Source organism: Dryocola clanedunensis, from assembly GCF_038405435.1.
In the GTDB taxonomy this organism is placed as follows: Bacteria; Pseudomonadota; Gammaproteobacteria; order Enterobacterales; family Enterobacteriaceae; genus Dryocola; species Dryocola clanedunensis_A.
This window is the reverse complement of the sequence record NZ_JBBYHZ010000003.1, coordinates 18764-36569: the sequence shown is the minus strand read 5'-3', so window position 1 is coordinate 36569 and position 17806 is coordinate 18764. Positions and strand designations below refer to the sequence as shown.

19 protein-coding genes and 2 pseudogenes are annotated in these 17806 nt (G+C 50.7%); 13 read left to right on the top strand and 8 right to left on the bottom strand.

Translation table 11 applies throughout. The annotated features are described in order from the left end of the window. Nucleotides 1-13: 13 nt before the first annotated feature. From radC to AAE045_RS07670, 3 genes are all read right to left on the bottom strand, one after another. Nucleotides 14-493: a RadC family protein gene (gene radC / locus AAE045_RS07680; RefSeq protein WP_455547218.1), complete on the bottom strand. Its 480-nt coding sequence runs from the start codon at nucleotides 491-493 to the stop codon at nucleotides 14-16. Nucleotides 494-504: 11 nt separating this feature from the next. After that, nucleotides 505-921 carry an antirestriction protein gene (locus AAE045_RS07675; RefSeq protein ID WP_455547662.1) on the bottom strand — a complete coding sequence of 139 codons (417 nt, stop codon included), beginning with the start codon at nucleotides 919-921 and terminating at the stop codon, nucleotides 505-507. Nucleotides 922-1157: 236 nt separating this feature from the next. Continuing rightward, nucleotides 1158-1280: a hypothetical protein gene (locus AAE045_RS07670; protein WP_455547217.1), complete on the bottom strand. Its 123-nt coding sequence runs from the start codon at nucleotides 1278-1280 to the stop codon at nucleotides 1158-1160. Nucleotides 1281-1835: 555 nt separating this feature from the next. Here AAE045_RS07670 and AAE045_RS07665 point away from each other — a divergent pair. Both AAE045_RS07665 and AAE045_RS07660 read left to right on the top strand, forming a co-directional pair. Next, nucleotides 1836-2384 (top strand): YbhB/YbcL family Raf kinase inhibitor-like protein, encoded by a 549-nt coding sequence (locus AAE045_RS07665; protein ID WP_455547216.1) that lies wholly within the window; start codon nucleotides 1836-1838, stop codon nucleotides 2382-2384. Nucleotides 2385-2415: 31 nt separating this feature from the next. Continuing rightward, nucleotides 2416-3228 carry a DoxX family protein gene (locus AAE045_RS07660; protein WP_145573333.1) on the top strand — a complete coding sequence of 271 codons (813 nt, stop codon included), beginning with the start codon at nucleotides 2416-2418 and terminating at the stop codon, nucleotides 3226-3228. A 60-nt stretch (nucleotides 3229-3288) separates the two neighbouring features. On the opposite strand, the gene AAE045_RS07655 is transcribed toward AAE045_RS07660, so the two are convergent. From AAE045_RS07655 to AAE045_RS07640, 4 genes are all read right to left on the bottom strand, one after another. Further along, a complete protein-coding gene (locus AAE045_RS07655; protein ID WP_455547215.1) occupies nucleotides 3289-4068 on the bottom strand; it encodes a glycine betaine ABC transporter substrate-binding protein in 780 nt (259 codons plus the stop codon). 518 nt (nucleotides 4069-4586) lie between these two features. Continuing rightward, nucleotides 4587-4988, bottom strand: coding sequence for a VOC family protein (locus tag AAE045_RS07650; protein WP_455547214.1), 402 nt, complete (start codon nucleotides 4986-4988; stop codon nucleotides 4587-4589). A gap of 2 nt (nucleotides 4989-4990) precedes the next feature. Next, nucleotides 4991-6166 carry an MFS transporter gene (locus tag AAE045_RS07645; protein WP_123756877.1) on the bottom strand — a complete coding sequence of 392 codons (1176 nt, stop codon included), beginning with the start codon at nucleotides 6164-6166 and terminating at the stop codon, nucleotides 4991-4993. A gap of 114 nt (nucleotides 6167-6280) precedes the next feature. Further along, nucleotides 6281-7192, bottom strand: a complete 912-nt coding sequence (locus tag AAE045_RS07640) for a LysR substrate-binding domain-containing protein (RefSeq protein ID WP_455547213.1) — start codon at nucleotides 7190-7192, stop codon at nucleotides 6281-6283. Nucleotides 7193-7294: 102 nt separating this feature from the next. Here AAE045_RS07640 and AAE045_RS07635 point away from each other — a divergent pair, with 102 nt between their 5' ends. From AAE045_RS07635 to AAE045_RS07625, 3 genes are read left to right on the top strand one after another with little or no spacing between them, the layout of a single operon-like run. Next, nucleotides 7295-8401 (top strand): alkene reductase, encoded by a 1107-nt coding sequence (locus AAE045_RS07635; protein ID WP_455547212.1) that lies wholly within the window; start codon nucleotides 7295-7297, stop codon nucleotides 8399-8401. 3 nt (nucleotides 8402-8404) lie between these two features. Next, the gene (locus AAE045_RS07630) at nucleotides 8405-9124 is read left to right on the top strand and encodes an SDR family oxidoreductase (protein WP_145573323.1); all 720 of its coding nucleotides are present in this window, start codon (nucleotides 8405-8407) and stop codon (nucleotides 9122-9124) included. Between the two features lie 15 nt (nucleotides 9125-9139). Continuing rightward, nucleotides 9140-9556, top strand: a complete 417-nt coding sequence (locus tag AAE045_RS07625) for an ester cyclase (RefSeq protein WP_455547211.1) — start codon at nucleotides 9140-9142, stop codon at nucleotides 9554-9556. Nucleotides 9557-10308: 752 nt separating this feature from the next. On the opposite strand, the pseudogene AAE045_RS07620 reads toward AAE045_RS07625, so the two are convergent. After that, nucleotides 10309-11458: pseudogene (locus AAE045_RS07620) on the bottom strand (IS3 family transposase). A 487-nt stretch (nucleotides 11459-11945) separates the two neighbouring features. On the opposite strand from AAE045_RS07620, the pseudogene AAE045_RS07615 reads away from it, so the two are divergent. The 8 genes and pseudogenes from AAE045_RS07615 to AAE045_RS07580 form a co-directional block, all read left to right on the top strand. Further along, nucleotides 11946-12296: pseudogene (locus AAE045_RS07615) on the top strand (integrase core domain-containing protein); the annotation flags it as partial. 160 nt (nucleotides 12297-12456) lie between these two features. Continuing rightward, the gene (locus AAE045_RS07610) at nucleotides 12457-13314 is read left to right on the top strand and encodes a hypothetical protein (protein ID WP_455547210.1); all 858 of its coding nucleotides are present in this window, start codon (nucleotides 12457-12459) and stop codon (nucleotides 13312-13314) included. A 150-nt stretch (nucleotides 13315-13464) separates the two neighbouring features. Beyond that, entirely contained in the window at nucleotides 13465-13659 is a 195-nt protein-coding gene (locus AAE045_RS07605; RefSeq protein ID WP_455547209.1) for a helix-turn-helix transcriptional regulator, read from the top strand. 14 nt (nucleotides 13660-13673) lie between these two features. After that, nucleotides 13674-15002, top strand: a complete 1329-nt coding sequence (locus tag AAE045_RS07600) for a ParB family protein (RefSeq protein WP_455547208.1) — start codon at nucleotides 13674-13676, stop codon at nucleotides 15000-15002. Continuing rightward, a complete protein-coding gene (locus AAE045_RS07595; protein ID WP_455547207.1) occupies nucleotides 14986-15543 on the top strand; it encodes a DUF2857 domain-containing protein in 558 nt (185 codons plus the stop codon). The genes AAE045_RS07600 and AAE045_RS07595 overlap by 17 nt, the downstream gene beginning before the upstream one ends. Then, nucleotides 15533-16432 (top strand): STY4528 family pathogenicity island replication protein, encoded by a 900-nt coding sequence (locus AAE045_RS07590; protein WP_455547206.1) that lies wholly within the window; start codon nucleotides 15533-15535, stop codon nucleotides 16430-16432. The genes AAE045_RS07595 and AAE045_RS07590 overlap by 11 nt, the downstream gene beginning before the upstream one ends. A gap of 208 nt (nucleotides 16433-16640) precedes the next feature. Further along, nucleotides 16641-17252, top strand: coding sequence for an AcaB family transcriptional regulator (locus tag AAE045_RS07585; RefSeq protein WP_455547205.1), 612 nt, complete (start codon nucleotides 16641-16643; stop codon nucleotides 17250-17252). Then, a complete protein-coding gene (locus AAE045_RS07580) occupies nucleotides 17242-17697 on the top strand; it encodes a DUF3158 family protein (RefSeq protein WP_455547204.1) in 456 nt (151 codons plus the stop codon). Before AAE045_RS07585 ends, AAE045_RS07580 begins: the two co-directional genes overlap by 11 nt. Nucleotides 17698-17806 lie beyond the last annotated feature (109 nt).

Genomic DNA, 17806 nt, shown 5'->3' with positions numbered 1-17806 from the left:
CATTTTATTCCTGTTAAAGAAGACCATGTTCGGCGAATGAGAATATTTGCCTGCCGCCGACAATCAGGTGGTCGGGTACCCGGATTTCCACCAGCATCAGCGCCTTTACCAGTCGTTGGGTAATGGTTTTGTAAGCCTGGCTAGGGTTTACCTCCCCGGAAGGGTGGTTATGGGCAAATATCACCGCCGCTGCGTTAAAGTACAGCGCGCGTTTCACCACCTCGCGAGGATGAACTTCAGTGTGACTGAGGGTGCCGGTAAAAAGCGTTTCGTGGGCAAGCAGCTGGTTCTGGTTATTGAGATACAGCACGACAAACTCTTCCCGCTCAAGGGTTCCCATCTTCAGCCTGAGCCAGTCGCGTGCGGCTTGTGTGGAGGTAAATGCCACACCCGGTTCACGCAGGTGATGGTCTAGCAGACTCAGGGCACGTTTGATGGTGCGCAGTGAGGTCAACGGCAGTTCCGGAGTAAACAGAGTCAGTTGTTTTTCCATGGCAGAACTCCTTAATCGATGATGGCGAGAATGGCGTGGGATTCGGGATGGCTAAGGGTGTAATCCCTCAGTCGGTAGTAATGCTCTGTCATGGCATCGCATTCGGTACGACAGGCGTGATGGCTGTACTCAATCAGGCAGATGGCAATGCCTGCGGCTTCCGCACTCATTTCCGCACTGTTGCCATTCATGTTGTTAAACAGCGCCCATTTCTTGTCATCCACATCTTCGGGTGCCATAAATGCACCACCGTTGCTGAGTGTATGGAAATGCCAGATACCACCGCTGTAGTCTTCACAGAAGCGGTCCATCCAGCCGAAAACATGGGTTTTGATAAAAATCCACTGTGGGATACGCCCGAAGTGCTGCGGCCAAAAGTTAACACGCAGTTCATCAGGTACCAGGGTGGTCGTAATGACGGTAGTCATTTGTGAATCACTAATCGGTGAATGGGTGGTGTCAGCTTGTGTAGTCATGGTTTTGCTCCAGATATAAAAAGTCAGCCGGTCAGGACTGATATGAAATGAGTAATGAAAATACTGAGATAAAGCGGGTAAGGCTGATGACAAAAAGCGGTGTTAGGCCTGAATGCAAAAGGCCCCTGTTGCGTGAGCAACAGGGGCCTTGAGTAGTGATGCAATATCCCGTTTCCGGGGCTGATGAGTTATAAGAAGGCGACGTTCAGCGTCGCCTGACCGTTGTAGCCATCCGCACTATTACCGCTGACCCATGCAGGTAATCCGGAAAGCACTTGTCGCAAAGGCTCAGACGGATCTTTAAGTTCCATAACATCTCCTCAGATAAATAAAAAAACCGGATCGCAAGAATCCGGCCAATAGTTGGGTATGTTCATGGATGTAATATCTATCTGAAAATACTTTAAATCTGTAATCAGCTATCAATTCAACTTTTACAAATTTCAGCTGTTATTTTAGATAATTCACACTAAAACGCAGTCTCGGCAGAAGCCGGACTTAATTTTTCGGAATGGAAAAAGCAAATGCGTCAGTTGCATGCACAACTAATGCCCAGAGAAAATCAGTACGTGACAAAGGAGCCTACGGCCGAAGATATTCTTACATGACATTTTTTAATTAAGCAGTTCATATCCCTTTTCAGAACTCTTTGGGTAAATACGTTACAGCACTACCGCCTGTCGGCAATTTTAATTTTTGGGATTATAACGAACCTAAAAAAACAAGATCTACACCTCATAATTCAAAATATATTATTCGTTTCAGGTGAATTATTTATTCAGTATTAATAGATAGCAGAACAAAGCCATCCAGCGTTATAAATATATTCCTCACTTGTATTTTAGTTGGATATTTATGGGGGACGTATGAGATTCAGTAAAAAAGTAATGATAGCAACGTTGATTCTGTGGGCTGGGGTATCATCAGCAACGGGATATGCTGCCAGGCTGACGTTGAAAAGTTCGGTTTTGCATAATGGTGAAAATATCTCTGTTGATTTAATGGCAAATGATTTCGGATGCAAAGGGAAGAATATCCAGCCTGAATTATCATGGCAATCGTCCCCTGAAGGAACACGCAGTTATGCCATCACTTTATACGATAAAGATGCTGATACAGGCAGTGGTTTCTGGCACTGGATGTTAATTGATATTCCCGCAGCACGCAATCATCTCTCACGAAATGAAATACCGGATGGCGCAACAATAAAAGCAAATGATACCGGCAAGCGCAATTATCTCGGTCCTTGTCCTTCCGTGGGAAAAGTCCATTCTTATATTTATACACTACACGCTCTTGATGTTGAAAAACTCGATGTACCGGATAATTCAACCGCACCACTGACCGGGTATTTTATTAATCAGCATACTCTTGCCACATCCACTCTTACACTCAAAGTTGTCAGAAATCAGTGACCCTTAGTATTTCTTAACAGGCGGCAAATAAATGAAAGCTAAAATTTATTATTTAACCTTTATTACCGGGCTGATTTCTTTTATTGCATCGGTGACATATCTGAATCATTACGACGGGACATGGTCTGCAATCGTGATGGTTTTGTTTTCATTCCTGATCCCATTGACAGCACTCTTATGGCGTAAAAACCGCCTGATAAGTTTTATGTTAACGTTGTTCTTTACGTTGATTGTCGTGCGAAATGCCGATCAGCATGACTGGTCACGGGTGGGTTGGTTAACCGCCATCACATTCATTCCTCTGCTGCTCCAGGCCATCATTATCTTCAGGGAGGGGATACGTCAATATGGTCACCAGGAGGTAGCACTCTCCTTTTTAAGAATGTTTGTTGGATTTAATTTCCTGACGCATTGTACTGAAAAACTGTTTTTGTCGCATCATGATGCCGGTCTGGTTGGTTTCTTTCAGAATGTCGTGGGTATGCATACTTTCGGTACCGTGCTCAGTGAAAACGTTGCCGTTACAATGATTATTCTCGGTGGGCTTGCCGAACTCACAGCAGCAGTATCGATTGGTTTCGGTTTTCTGACCCGCGCTGGCGCTTTTATTGCAGCAATTTATCTTATTGCGGCCGAGTTAATGAGTGGACATTTTGGTATCGGTTACACATGGATGATGCCAGGTGGCGGCTGGGAATTTCCCTTCTTTTATTTTATGGTCACTATTCCGTTTTTACTGCCTAATTCCGCAGGTAAATTGTCACTGGATTTCGAATGGAAAACGGCGTTCCAGCCCATCATTAATCTCTTCTCGGGCGTGGATGCCAGTTTAAAAGACCGCTAATTAAAGACAGTTTGCAACGGCGAGCCTGCTCGCCGTTTTTTTGTGCTCTCCCACAACAGGCTATTCCTGATAGTGGTGTTGATGCCAGATTTCAGCGGCCTGACTGGGTGTTTTATTTTGCCGGCAGATGAGATAATCCAGCTCGCTGATGACGGTATTACCGGGTGATAAAGCCTGAAGCTCAGCAAGTAACTGGGGTTCGAATGTCTCTGTTATCGATTTGGACGCTATCAGCGTAGCTTCATCCTGTCCGCCAAGTAACCCTTTTGGCTCTTCTAATGCCCGGATGGTATATCTGTGATGCAGGAACTGCGGATGCCACAAGGGAATAACGAGCCAGCGCTGTTCGCTGACAGCCTGCTCAAAAGTGCTGTAGCACGCCGATTCACTGCCATTTTCAAAATAATAACCGGAATCGGAAAGTTGATATTCCTCGATCATTGTACGAGAAAAACGGCTGATCCCGGCCCCCGGGTTAATACCCAGGATCCGTTTTTCCATTTTCAACAGGACATCGGGTCTGAGTAAGTCTTCAACAGAGCTCACATCGCTGACGGGGACATAATCAGGGACTCCCCATATACAGTAAGGATGATACAGGACTGTTAATTTAACCGTATTATCCTGATAAGGGGCCAGATAGACATCATGGCTGGCAGGGAGCCAGGCTGAAATGAGCATGTCCACTTCTCCTTTCCCATAGCGCTTAAACATCTCTTCATGAGGGCTGGCTGTCATTTCAACCTGCCAGCCATATTTTTCAAATACAGTACAAACCAGCGCTGCACTGGCCGCGTGGAAACTTAAATCAATATGACCGATACGAAGTGTTTTTTTCATGCTCGTCCTCAAAGGAATGGAGTTGGATAAAAAAAACGCTATGCTGTATTAGCCATAGCGTAAAAGTAACATTTCTGTTACTACGTCGAACTTTAATACCGGGGCGCGGCTGAATGATATTTTTGATTCAGTATGCGGACTTACGGGAACCATCACCAACAGAGCAAATCCGCTCTGGTCTTTATCACTGTGTAGAACCCAATATAACTATCACAGAAGTGATACCTGTTAATTTATAGTAAGAGACAGAATGTCTTATTAATGCCGTTAAAATCTCAGGTTATAAAATAGCGTAAATCGAACCGCTTAAAAATAATGACTGAACGATAAGACTTATCTTTCAAAAGTGAAAATAAGCGGGATAACTGGCCCCCAATTTGCCCGTTATCCCTGCACAGCTGTATTTTTGTTCGCTATCCCGCCGTACTGCCCGCCAACGGATACCACCATAAACCGGGCGCTGACAGCAGAGTGACATGCATACAGATCCGAACTGCTTCAGAAAATGGCATTGTCCTTCAAGAAGTTGATTCCGGAACAGGTTCACTGAACACCGCTTCAACTAACTGCCCTCCGGGGGCTCGTATAAAAACTCGCCGCTCCTGAATATCAGCCAGGTCCATCAGGGAATAATGTATCCCAAGACCCTGGAGTTTTTCCCGAAAGGCACCGTAACCTTCCAGATGAAATGCCACATGGTCAATACTTTCTTTTAACGCCGCAGCGGGTAAAGGGTACCCTTCATCGCCCGCAGGAATAATATGCACCAGCGGTTTGTCCTGCGCATATAACCAGTAACCGGGAATGCGGCTGCCGATAAGACCGGGGCGCGCCCCGGGCTGTAAATCAAAGACTGCGATAAAAAAGTCTCGCGTGGCGTCCATGTCACTGCTTCGGAATGTCGCATGGTCGATGTACATAGTTACCTCGCGGCCTGGACTTTCAGGCCAGTGGTACGACGGTTAAACAGCACAAACGCAATGCCGGCCACAGGGATCAGTATCGCCACCCACGGAATACCTGCCGCGCCGAGGGCACTGTCGACGGTCAGACCACCGATAATCCCGCCCAGTGCATTCGCCAGGTTGAAGGCTGAGATATTAGCGGTACCCGCCAGTTCCGGTGCAGTACTGCCATGTTTCAGTACGTTCATCTGTAATGGCGGGACATTACCGAATGAGGCAATGCCGAACAGGAACGTCGCCACCATAAACAACCAGTAATGGCTGCTGACCAGGCCAACAACAATCAGTGACACGACCATCAGGACCGGCCATAAAAGCTGCGCCTGGCGCAGGTTGCGGTCTGCTGTCATACCGCCGATATGGTTACCCACCACGAGGCCCAGCCCGACCACAAACAGCAGTACGGTTAACGCCTGTACGCTGTAACCTGCCACCTGCTCTGCCAGTGGTGCAATGTAACCATACAGCGTCATAAAGCCCGTCCAGCACAGAACGGTAATCGCAAGGCTTGCCAGTAACGGGCCATGACGGAATACCGCCAGCTGCTGACGCACACTCTTACCCGGCTCAGGAGGCTGGCGCTGAATGGTCAGCATAATAGCAACCAGCGCCACCGCACCCAGGGCGGAGACAACATAAAACGTCACGTTCCAGCCGAAGATATTGCCAATCCAGGCCCCGAACGGCACACCCAACACGTTGGCCAGCGTCAGCCCGGCAAACATTTGCCCCACAGCGCGGCCCGCAAGATTCTCTGCCACCAGACGCGTTGCGACCACCGCACCGATACCGTAAAACGGCCCCTGTACCAGGCCTGCCAGCACCCGGCTGACCAGCAGCACCGAATAACTGGTGGATAAGGCGCTGACGAGGTTGGCGGCAATAAACATCACCATCAGTCCGGCCAGGACATTACGTTTTTCAAAACGGGCAAGCCACAGCGTCAGAACCGGCCCACCGATAACAATCGCCATGGCGTAAGCGGTGATCACATTTCCCGCCTGGCCATCGGTGATATTGAGGGAGTGCGCCATGGTGGTGAGTAACCCGGCGACAACAAACTCGGCGGTGCCAATAGCAAAAGCGGATAAGGTCAGTATCCAGACCTGTAAAGGGATACGTTGCGGTTTCATAAGTGACTCTGACAGATGAATGATGAGAGTCATTCTGGGCTAAAGAATCACTTTTGATAATGGCAGTAATATGGAATGGATTATTTTGTTTTTATGAATAAACCTGTTACCGGATCATTCCTTATCCAGCCAGTTGATGAAAAACTCGCTGAAAGCCGTCACCTGCAAAGGCTGAAAACGGCGTTGCGGGTAGACAAACTGGAGGCCAACCTGTTTTTTGTCATGGCGACTGAAACCGATAAAGGTGTCGGCAAATAAGACGATGAGCCGCCCCTGTTCGACATCGCGCTTCACATCCCACCATGATTTGCTGGCGATACCCGCCCCGGCCAGCACCCACTGGCGTAGCAGGGCACCATCATCACACACCATGGCAGGCGTGACCCGCACCATGGAGGGCACATCATGCTCTTCAAAACGCCACTCGTTCATCAGCGTGCCGCGCTGCTCCATCACCAGGCAACGATGCCCGTGCAGGTCATCCGGATGCACAGGTTTCCCATGTGTTTCAAGGTAGCTTTTTGACGCAACCAGTACACGGTGATTGGGGCGGATAAATTTCGTCACCAGATTGCTGTCCGGGAGGTTGCCGAAGCGCACGCTCATGTCCAGACGGTTGGCAATCAAATCCACCACACTTTCACTCAGATAGACAAAGCTTCTGACTTCAGGATGCAGACGGGAAAAATCGAGCAGTGCGGCCGAAAGATACTGTCGGCCAAAATCTGATGGCGCTGAAATACGCAGGCTGCCACTGAGCATCCCGTCTTTCTGTGTCAGTTTCGACTCGGCCTGCGCCATTTCCTCCATCACGCGAAGTGCGGCGTGGTAAAAATCCTCACCGGCGCGTGTCAGTGCAATTGCCCGGGTGGAACGATTAAACAGCCGGGTCTGATAGCGTTCTTCCAGTGCCTTTAACCGGGCCGTCATGGTGGCAGGAGAAAGATTCATCCGCCGTCCGGCTGCGGCCAGTCCACCCGCCTCCACGACTTCCACCAGTAACGTCATATCTTCAAACTTGCCCATTATTCCGTTTTCCTGAAAATAGAATCAGTTATTCCCGCCATTATCAAAGCGACGCGCAGGACGTAAAGTCAAGCCATAACTGACCGCCCTGGAGAACAGAACATGCAACAACAACCGCTTTTTGAAACCACACAGATTGGCCATCTTGAGCTAAAAAACCGTATTGTGATGGCGCCGATGACCCGTGCACGTACCGCGCAGCCGGGCAATATCCCCACTGCACTGATGGCCGAATATTACCAGCAACGCGCCAGTGCAGGTCTCATCATCACCGAAGCGACGCAGATTTCACCACAGGGTCAGGGGTACTCCTGGACGCCGGGGATCCATTCCGCTGAACAAATCGAAGGCTGGCGTCTGGTGACCGATGCGGTTCATAAAGTGAACGGAAAAATCTTCTCTCAGTTGTGGCATGTGGGGCGTATGTCTCACGAAAGTTTTCACCCGGACGGCAAGCCTGTAGCTCCTTCAGCGTTGTCGCCGGAGGCACAGGTGTGGGTAGTTAACCGCGAAGGTGTGGGTGAAATGGTTGACTGCCCGGTCCCGCGTGAGCTGGCCCATGCCGATATTCAGCAGGTGATTGCGGATTACCGCCAGGCGGCCATCAATGCTATGGAAGCCGGATTTGACGGTGTGGAAGTCCACGGTGGCAACGGGTACCTGATTGACCAGTTCCTGCGTCGCTCCTCGAATAAACGGACCGATGAATACGGCGGCAGCCTGGCAAACCGCGTGCGTTTCGCGCAGGAAGTGCTGGAAGCCATCAGCGACGCGATTGGTGCAGACCGCACCGGTATTCGCCTTGCCCCCTTTATCACCCAGCGTGGCATGGACGACCCACAGGCCATCGAAGCGATTCTGGCGCTGGCGGCCTGGTGTGAAACAAAGGGCATCGCCTTTATTCATCTGGCTGAAGCTGACTGGGATGATGCACCGCAGGTGCCTTATGAGTTCCGTGAAACCCTGCGGGCAACCTTCAGCGGCGCCATTATTGTGGCGGGGAATTACACGCGTGAAAAAGCCGACAAACTGCTGGCGGCGGGTGTGGTGGACCTGGTGGCCTTCGGTCGCCCGTTTATTGCCAACCCCGACTTCCCGCGCCGTCTGAAACAAAACCTGCCGCTGGCAGAGATGGGCAATCCGGCGACACTGTTTGGCGGTACTGAAGTCGGTTATACCGATTATCCGTTCCTGACGACTGAGGTCTGAATCATGACACAACGAACACTCATTATTGGTGGCGCTACGGGGATTGGTTTCGCCGTGGCACAGCATCTGGCAATCCGTGGAGAGCATATTATTCTTGCCGGTCGCCATCACGATAAGCTTCAACAAGCCTGCCAGCAACTTCAGACAACCGGTGCGACAGTGGAAAGCCAGGTACTGGATATCGCCGATGAAGCGCAACTTGAGCGCCTGGCCCGGACGCTTGAACCGGTGGACAACATTGTGGTGACGGCGGGCTCCCAGGCGCCGGGTGGCGCATTCACCACCCTGGATTTGAAGACCGCAAAACAGGCGTTTGATACAAAATTCTGGGGCAGTCTGGCGGTTGCCCGTCATCTGAGCGGGAAAATTAAACCCGGTGGAACACTGACCCTGACCAGCGGTTTTCTTGCCCGTCGTACCGTTCCCGGCACCCTGGTGAAAACCACGATGAATGCGGCTCTGGAAGCTGCAGTGAAAATGCTGGCGAAAGAGTTATCTCCTCTGCGCGTTAACGCCATCAGTCCGGGACTGACAGATACTGAAGCCTATGCAGGTATGGCACCGGAAGCACGTGAACAGATGCTGGCGCGGGCGGCAGAAAATCTACCGGCCAAAAGGTATGGTCGTGCAGAAGACCTGGCAAAAGGGTATCTGTTTGTCATTGATAGCCCCTTTGTCACCGGCTCGGTAGTGGATATTGAGGGTGGAGCCCTGATTAATTAACCCGGAGAAATGAAGATGACTCACCTGGATGTGGTAAAAGCTTATTTTAAATACTGTGTCGACGGAAAAGATGTCGAACGCGTGAAGGAATTTTTTGATGAAAACGTGGTGATTCGCCGTCCTGACTGCCCCGAGCCACTAGTCGGTCTTGAGGTTTTTAAAAAAGGGCTGCGCGAGAATGTGACCGACCGCTATAAGACCATTGTGACGACATTTCAAAAAGAGGTTGTTGCTGAGGACCAGGTTGTTGTCGCCCTGACTCATGTGACGACAGGCTCTAACAGATGGAACGGTTTTGACATCAGTGGCAGGGATGTCACCTGGACCAGTCTGACCTATTTCAGGTTCAATACGTCCGGCAAAATTGTTGAAGAAATAGTGGAGCGTAATGAATTAAATATGGCACGTCAGTTAGAACTCGTTGATTTTTAATCAGTAATTTATAAGCGAAATACAGGGGCTGTTTTATGTGAAATGGTAAAGCAGCTCTTTTTTTTGCTACTGCAGATATGTACATTTTTCTTATTGAATACACAGATGCACAAGCATCCGTCCTGAATAACAAAACGATTAATCTGGCCCAAGTCCTGCAGTGCATGTGATTTGCTCCCATAACTCAAGATACCTCGATATAAGGATGCATTCCGAACTTCCGGTTTTCGCTCTCAGCAGACTTTATAACCAGAAGCGGATACATTTACCTGAAGATAGAAACTAACCACTACGTTCGTCGTTCGGAACTGCCAGGGCTATCGGTGGATATTAAGCGACAAAAAAAGAAAACCCCGACTGCCGGAGGTAATCAGGGTTATTAATGTCATCAGTGCGGAACCCGCCACCAGTAAAATATGAATATATTGGTTGAATTTCATATTTTCCGTATTGAAAGTTAGCGTATTTTCTTTTTCTTACTCAGTCGTCGTTAACGACGAAACTGGCTCAGACATCACGCGATTCTTAAATGCAAAAAGCCCCTGTTGCGTGAGCAACAGGGGCTGGGTTTATGTTGTATTAATGGTGGTGTCAGTATCCGGTTTTAACTTTATAGATCAGCAACGTTTTGCTGCCCCGGACAATCTTCACATACTCGTCTCGCTGGAAGCACAGTGGTAGATCAGGCTCTCCCGGTACATGAGACAGAGCGAACCTCGGGTCAGTACGAATATTGAATAGACCCGGATTTCCTAGACGGTTCCGTGCCTCATGAACCAGGCACTTTCATACTCTGCAGGTGCTTGATCTTCACATGCGCTGTGACGACGCCTGGCATTATAAAACATCTCTATATAATCGAAGAGATCCGCTTTCGCTTCTGCTCTGTTTTTATAGATCCGTTTCTTGATACGCTCTCGCTTCAGCAGCTGGAAAAAACTTTCTGCTACCGCGTTATCATGGCAATTACCGCAGCGACTCATACTGCTTTTTAAATTGTGAGATTCCAAAAATGCTGGCACCTTTCGCTGGTATATTGAGTACCCTGATCTGAATGGATCAATACCTCTGTCGCTGGTTTAAGCCGCTATACTGCCATCAATAATGCATCCATCACTAACTCAGCGGTCATTCTTCCTCCTATGCTCCAGCCTATAACCCGACGTGAGAAGAGATCGAGAACAACGGCCAGATATAACCAGCCTTCATGCGTCCTTATATAGGTTATGTCACTCACCCAATGCGTATTTGAGGTCGGTAAAATGACCTGCCGCTCAAGGTAATTAGGGCTGGCAACCGACGGTTTTCCACCACCGTAGTAACGTCGTTTTCGATATCCGGTCTGGGATGCTAATTCAGCGAGCCTCATTAACCGCGCAACCCTGTTACGTCCAGCGCGTTCACCCAGGTCTTTCATATCGAGCCAGATTTTCCGGTAACCATAAACCGTACCACTTTCAAGCCACAGTTGCTTAATGAGGCCAGTCTGGCGTTCATCCTGTCGGGCGCGCAATGATTCTGGCTGCTTTAGCCACTGGTAATAGCCGCTGTAATGAAGGCCAAGGACCAGGCACATACGGCGTACAGGGTAAAATGGCGACATTTTTTTAATAAAGGCGTACTTCAGCCGGATGTTCTTGCAAAGTACGCGGCGGCCTTTTTTAAAATATCTCGCTCTTCAGTTACCCGCTTAAGTTCTTGTCTGAGACGTTTTACTTCAAGCTGGAGAGCATCATCCTGTTTGCGCTGGGGTTCAGGTTTTTGGTAACGCTTAACCCAGGCATAAAGGCTGTTAGTCGATACCCCAAGTCGTGAGGCGACCTCAGATACGGGATATCCCTGCTCAGTGACCTGCTTTACGGCTTCGATTTTGAATTCTTCAGTGAACGTTTTTGCTGACATAAACACTCCTTCATTAAGCCTCCATTATGAGGCAAAAAAGTGTCTACGAAACCCGGGTCTATTCAGTCAGCTCGAATTTACGCAACCGTTCAAAGGTGAGTTTTTGTCTGGCAAGCGCCATTTGTTGCCTCGTGAGAGAATACTTACACCAAATTCTGATGTAACGGCTGGTGTAAGTAAATTATAGCTATAAGCATCAACATCGATCAATTTACATCAACACGACGCTTCAGTTATTATCATGTTTATAAAGAAATTTATTTTTAGGTGATTATTTAAAGGCTTAAAAGCACATCACCTTCGCACTTCTAAGCCGTAGGTCACAGGTTCGAGCCCTGTAGGGCGTACCATTTTGAAGTAAGCAGACGTCAACCGACGTCTTTTTTTATGCCTGAAATTCAGCAAGTTGACTAATTTTTGCGCGTCGAAATTCTCTCAGAGTCTACCTACATATACCCACATCAAGTAGTATCTGTTGGTATATGTGATGTTTCGAGGCTATCCGGCGACGATAAGAACTGACCAAGGGCCGGAGTTCACTTACCGTGCACTGGATCAATGGGCCTTTGAGCATGGTGTTGAGTTGCGCTTAATCCAGCCGGGCAAGCCAATGCAGAACGGATTTATTGAGAGCTTTAACGGACGATTTCGCGATGAATGTCTGAATGAGCACTGTTTCAGCGATATCGTTCACGCCAGGACAATCATTAATGACTGGCGGCAGGATTATAACGAATGCCGCCCGCACTCCACGCTGAATTATCAGACACCGTCTGAATTTTCGGCGGGCTGGAGAAAGGGTCATTCTGAGAATGAATATTCCGACGTTACTAACTGAGTGTTGTATCTAATCCTGGCGGCAGATCACTGAATTGCGAGATCAACTAACATGTTCCCCTAATTCCCTTCCTACTCACAGCAGCCAATCATCAAATCAGTCACACTTACCTCCGCAGTAAAAACAAAACTCAATCCCCTTATCTGCAAGGTAGGTGACAATGACGACATATGATATCCAGCAAGAATGGCTCACCCTTGATGAGGTCGCAGAGGTCATGAAACAACGCAATGTCAGCCTGCTACCGGGGGACCTGTATCGCCATGCGCTACATGGCAATCTGACCTTGTCCGTCTGGTTTCAGTCTCCCGTACAGCTCAGACCGCTGGGCCCACAATGCAATCCTGGCTGTCAGAATGATGACCAGCACAAGCAGTGCACGGTACCTTTACCTCTTTCAGTTCGCCGCCATCCATGCTTACGCCACACCGCCTGGAGCATCTGGGATCTACCGCTCATCGGTCTGGAACGCCTGTTTATCCAACGAATGCTTGCGAAGGCTCTGGGATATCACAAACCACCGCTCACTGACTGTTGCCATGAATCAGGAATAGTGGTGTGCTCCCTGTCAGGCCAGCACTACCAGTTATGTGACCGAAAACCGCTGCGGGAAATCGCCCTTGAAGTAGCCCGACGCCACGATAAACTGCCGGATGCCTTCCATCGGGTTCTTTCTCGCCTGTATAACAGCCGGTTTGCTTCGCGGAATGCCAGACTGAATATTCCGTTCTGGTATTTACCGGACCACTTCCCGCAGGATGCCGTCCTCGTGCTCCGAAAGTCGCAAATGGACATTCTGCTGAAGCGTTATCAGTCTGAAAAGCATCCACGAGTAACGACGCCTTTCGCGCACCTTTTCTGGCTGGCCTGTAAGAAGAATCCCCTGCTGGATGATAATCTTCTGGCTCATCCTTATAAGCTCACCAATATCTTTGAAAGCTGGGCGCGGGAAGAAGGTCTCACCGTTCACGTCAATGGCGACACCTTAAAACGCACGCTGGAACGCGGCGCCCCCTGATCCCTGCCTCACCACTCATACCTCTGGTTTTCATCTAAAAACTCTTCCCACCCTTAATAAGGTTCTTTGCTGCCAGGCAAGGATCCAACTGCTTACATAACCGCCTCTCATCGTGCTGATGTATACGCACCTGCTTACAGGAGAACGACTATGAACAGTGACAAACTGCTGCGTTTACGCCAGGTGGAGGAAAAAACCGGCTTCGGTAAATCATGGATTTACCAGCAGATACGCCTGCACCAGTTTCCGACATCCATTCGCATCGGCAGCACACATGTTGCCTGGCTGGAAAGCGAAATCGATGCGTGGATCCAGCAACGTGTACGGCTCAGTCGCAATGGCTGATGGAGGAGCTGACGATGTGTGCCGCAAATCTGTTGAACCGCTGGCTCCATGGCGACGCCAGCGGCCAGGATCCCGAAATGGTGCAGGTGACGCTGGAGCAGATACAGCCCTTCACGCTTAACCCACGCGTCACTCGCAATCCCGGCTACGACACGCTTAAAGTGTCCATTCGTACGCGTGGGCTCGACAATCCGCCAGTACTGACCCGCCGTCCCGGTGAACAGCAATACACCTTAGCCAGCGGCGGCAATACCCGCCTCGCCATCCTCAATGAACTGTGGCAGGAAACCCGTGAGGAACGTTTTCATCGATTCTGCTGGCCATATCGCCCCTGGCCGGAAGAGGTATCACGGGAACAAGGCGAACTGCAGTGTCTGATCGGCCATCTGGCGGAAAACGATCTGCATAATGGACTGACATTTATCGAGCGTGCCGAAGGTATCCTGCGACTGCGCGATCTCTACCGTGAGGCCGGGATTATGTGTCCCTCGCAACAGGCGCTGGCGGAACAACTCACCGCTGACGGCTATCCCATTACCCAGTCAAAAATCAGCCGGATGGTGCAGACCGTTGACTGGCTGCTGCCCTGTATCCCGAATTCGCTGTACGCCGGGCTGACACGTACCGTCATCGAACGCCTGCTGGCATTACGCAGTGCAGCGGAACAGGTATGGAATACGCTGGTATCAGCAGATAACAGCGTGGATTTTGCGGGCATATTCAGCACCGCACTCGCCGTTTTTAACGCCGAGCCAGAAGGGGTCATTCTGCAACTGGTGCAGGATGAACTGTTGGGTGAAATGAGCCGCCAGAGCGGGATTGCTTACAACACCCTGCTGGCAAACCTTACTGATGGTCAGAGTAAGCGCCAGGCGCTGTTTGGTCCGCCTGCCGAAAAAGTGCTCTGGCCGCCCCCGCCCGCCCCGGAAAAACCGGCACGACCAGAAGATGATGATTTCGCACCAGTTGTAGAAATACCTGAAGCGCATGACGTTCCGGAGGAAACGCCTGTCGCCAGCGTCCAGACATCGCCATACAAGCAAATCATCGATACCGCACGGGAGATCTGCGCCTTCTGGGGGCTGGAAACCTATCTTCATCCGGATAACTCTTCACCTGCCGGGTTCACTCTGGCCCCCTGCGCCCGTTTCCCCACACCGACAGCGCAAAAATGTTTTCAGGTTCTGGCGGCTCTCGCAGGTGTTACCACGACCCCGATGCCCGTCCTGGAACTCTTACTCTCGCCGGAGTACGACGATGATCAGATCCAGCGCATGCTGCATCTGATTTGTCTGTGCCGACAACAGAGAAACCGGGAGGCCTGTCATGACGCCCTCCATTAACCAGGCTGTGCTGACGCAAGTTGTGCAGGCACTGAAGGAAGGCCATATCCGTTACTGCGAATCCCTTGGCTTCAGCCCACAAGAACTGTGTGAACTGACACGTCTCACCGCCGACGACATTCTGTTTCTGAGCAACAGCGCGGTACAGTTTATGCGCATCAGCATCGACCACGACATGCTGAGCAAAATGCTGGCCCGCACCGAACAGGAACGGCTGTTTCAGCAGCGGCTTGAAGAAGCCCTGTCGCTCGGTGCCTCCATTGAGTTTGTGAACCACTACTTTGGTCTTTCCACGATTGAAGTCTGTGCCCGACGGCGGCTGATTGGTCTGTTTGTTCGTCAGGGACGCAACCTTGCACCGGATGAAGAAGCCGAAACGCTGGTGTGGCATGCCTGGCAGAAAGTGGGGGTGAGGAAACTCGATTCCCCACAGGCATTACAGGCGATGATGGACATCGCCCGCGAGCATGATCTGTCGCTGACGGTTATCTGGAACCTGCTGAAGCAGTGGTATCAGGAGAAACTGTTACATGAAGAATAACGCGCTTCAGGCACTACGCAGCAACCAAGATCAGCTGTTTTTTCTCGGTAACCCGCATGAAACAGTGCCGCGCCGTCTGCTGCTGGCCCGCAATCTCTCGCCCCGGGATAAATTCACCTGGCAGTTGTTGCGTCTTAACGCCCATGACGCCGGTAACGGTCTTTTCCCCTCTTACAATGAACTGCAATGCTGGCTGTCAGATCAACCAGATAGCGACAGTGCGTCACGCAGCACCGTCAGTAACACGTTAACCATGCTGCGCCTGACGCGCTGGCTGAGCCTGTGCCAGCGTCTGCGCGATAAGAAAACCGGCCAGATGGCGGGAAATATCTACGCCCTGCATGATGAACCCCTCTCCCCCATGCAAGCCTGCCATCTGGATGAAGAATACCTGCCCCTGCTGGCCAACTGCACACGACACCGTAACCGCCGTATCCGTACCACCGCTGTCTCATTGCTGTTGATGATGAACCGTGACGGACCTGTGGACAGTGGACAATCCTGCACTGAGTCTTCCATCAGGACCCGGCTCAGTCTCAATCGAAGACCCGGTACAAAATGCCCGGGTCTTAAAATAAGACCGGGTGGTGCGACAAGGCCTGGCGCACTGTTCGATGACAGATCCGTACTTACTGATACAGAGTTAAATAATAAAAAGAGTACGGTAGCGGTACACTGGCCTGTGGATAACATTTTCAGCCGGAGTGAACGCCGCGTGGCAGAACGCGCCATGCGGGATCTTGATACCCCACTCTGCCAGCAGGTGGTGGATGACTGCGCCCGGCGGATCGCCTTCGGCGATATACGACGCCCTCTCGCTTACCTTCTGGCAACCCTGGAGCGGGCACGCCGGGGGGAATTCAACCAGCTACGCAGGCGATCCCGATAATAGTCCGAAGCTATTAAGTACCCCCTCTTTCATCGGTTTTCCCATGATTTTATGCGCGCCGCATAAAACATTGTGATTCACTATCAATCAGCGCAAATCCATCGATTTAATTAAAGATCAATTCTCACGCATGGGCTCCCGGTTTTCCATCGCCGGATGCGTATCCGCATCGCACACTGCCAGGCACCTGATTCTACGGAGCGAAATCATGCCCGGTACCACACTCCTCAGCGATATCCGCCTCACCCTGCATACCCGCATCGCTGTCCGGTTATGGCGGTCAAGTCCCACTGACATGCTGCTTTGCCTGGCGCTGCTCATACGCCTGTTACGTGCGGAACAGCGCGACGATCCCTGGGCCACACACTGGCTTGCGCATATCAACATCCGGCTGAATGTGCTGGACTACCTGCTCAAGCAAAAAAACACCCTGCTGGACAACCGCTTCGCCAGCCTGTCAGCTGACATCACCACAACACTCAGCCATAACCCCAGCCCGGCGGAATTTAGCCTGCCATTGGCTCTACTCTCGCCACCCGGTTCACGCCTGTTGAATATCCTTGTCGATTACGATCGGCTGGCCCGGCGCATCCTGCAGGCCTGGCAACTGGACCTCATCACTCAGGAAGAAAAGGGGGCGCTGCTGGCGCAGATCCCCCGCCTGATACGCCAGCTGTACAGTTACGTAAACCGCTTTCGCACCACGGGCGTCACCCGTGAAGATATTCGCCATAACACACCGCTGGCGCAGGCCGTTAGCCACCGTCTCGGGCCGTTGCCCAGACGCTTACTTGCGGAGATTGAACAGCATGCTCAGTGACGAGGACTATCAGTGCTGCGCCCGCAAAAGCTCGCTAAAGGGCCTTTTTAAGGCCTTTAAGGGTAAGGGAGAACTCACGAACCTGGAAGAAGAGCTGCGGGAAACACAGAGCATGCTGCAACAACTCCAGCCCCGGCTGAAACAGGCTGTCCAGGATTTACCGGTACGCTACCTGCCGCTGGTGCTGTGCGGTAACCCGGCGCGTTCCGGCGTCAGCTACTTGCGCTGGCGAAATCTGGATAACAACCGTTCGGGTAGCGCTGCGTTGCAGGAAATACTGGGATCGCCCGATTCGTCAGAAGCATTACAGGAAGCACTCCTTAGGATCGAGCACCAGCGGCAGGTGCTGAATATGCAGATTTCGGTGGTGACGTTTATGCTGCAGCGGCTTAGCCGGGTAAAGCCGATATTCTTCTCCAGTAACGTCCGTCACTCTGTTGGTTAAAAAATCCAACAAAGTGATACCCACTGTTTAACTTTGTCTGTTTTTTTAAACCGAATCCTGCACCTGAAAACAGGCACTATCGGTTTAATGCACTTTTAACGTGCAATTT

Coding starts and splice junctions, on each gene's coding strand:
- radC (WP_455547218.1), bottom strand. CDS start 493: ATGGAAAAACAACTGACTCTGTTTACTCCGGAACTGCCGTTGACCTCA.
- AAE045_RS07675 (WP_455547662.1), bottom strand. CDS start 921: ATGACTACCGTCATTACGACCACCCTGGTACCTGATGAACTGCGTGTT.
- AAE045_RS07670 (WP_455547217.1), bottom strand. CDS start 1,280: ATGGAACTTAAAGATCCGTCTGAGCCTTTGCGACAAGTGCTTTCCGGA.
- AAE045_RS07665 (WP_455547216.1), top strand. CDS start 1,836: ATGAGATTCAGTAAAAAAGTAATGATAGCAACGTTGATTCTGTGGGCT.
- AAE045_RS07660 (WP_145573333.1), top strand. CDS start 2,416: ATGAAAGCTAAAATTTATTATTTAACCTTTATTACCGGGCTGATTTCT.
- AAE045_RS07655 (WP_455547215.1), bottom strand. CDS start 4,068: ATGAAAAAAACACTTCGTATCGGTCATATTGATTTAAGTTTCCACGCG.
- AAE045_RS07650 (WP_455547214.1), bottom strand. CDS start 4,988: ATGTACATCGACCATGCGACATTCCGAAGCAGTGACATGGACGCCACG.
- AAE045_RS07645 (WP_123756877.1), bottom strand. CDS start 6,166: ATGAAACCGCAACGTATCCCTTTACAGGTCTGGATACTGACCTTATCC.
- AAE045_RS07640 (WP_455547213.1), bottom strand. CDS start 7,192: ATGGGCAAGTTTGAAGATATGACGTTACTGGTGGAAGTCGTGGAGGCG.
- AAE045_RS07635 (WP_455547212.1), top strand. CDS start 7,295: ATGCAACAACAACCGCTTTTTGAAACCACACAGATTGGCCATCTTGAG.
- AAE045_RS07630 (WP_145573323.1), top strand. CDS start 8,405: ATGACACAACGAACACTCATTATTGGTGGCGCTACGGGGATTGGTTTC.
- AAE045_RS07625 (WP_455547211.1), top strand. CDS start 9,140: ATGACTCACCTGGATGTGGTAAAAGCTTATTTTAAATACTGTGTCGAC.
- AAE045_RS07610 (WP_455547210.1), top strand. CDS start 12,457: ATGACGACATATGATATCCAGCAAGAATGGCTCACCCTTGATGAGGTC.
- AAE045_RS07605 (WP_455547209.1), top strand. CDS start 13,465: ATGAACAGTGACAAACTGCTGCGTTTACGCCAGGTGGAGGAAAAAACC.
- AAE045_RS07600 (WP_455547208.1), top strand. CDS start 13,674: ATGTGTGCCGCAAATCTGTTGAACCGCTGGCTCCATGGCGACGCCAGC.
- AAE045_RS07595 (WP_455547207.1), top strand. CDS start 14,986: ATGACGCCCTCCATTAACCAGGCTGTGCTGACGCAAGTTGTGCAGGCA.
- AAE045_RS07590 (WP_455547206.1), top strand. CDS start 15,533: ATGAAGAATAACGCGCTTCAGGCACTACGCAGCAACCAAGATCAGCTG.
- AAE045_RS07585 (WP_455547205.1), top strand. CDS start 16,641: ATGCCCGGTACCACACTCCTCAGCGATATCCGCCTCACCCTGCATACC.
- AAE045_RS07580 (WP_455547204.1), top strand. CDS start 17,242: ATGCTCAGTGACGAGGACTATCAGTGCTGCGCCCGCAAAAGCTCGCTA.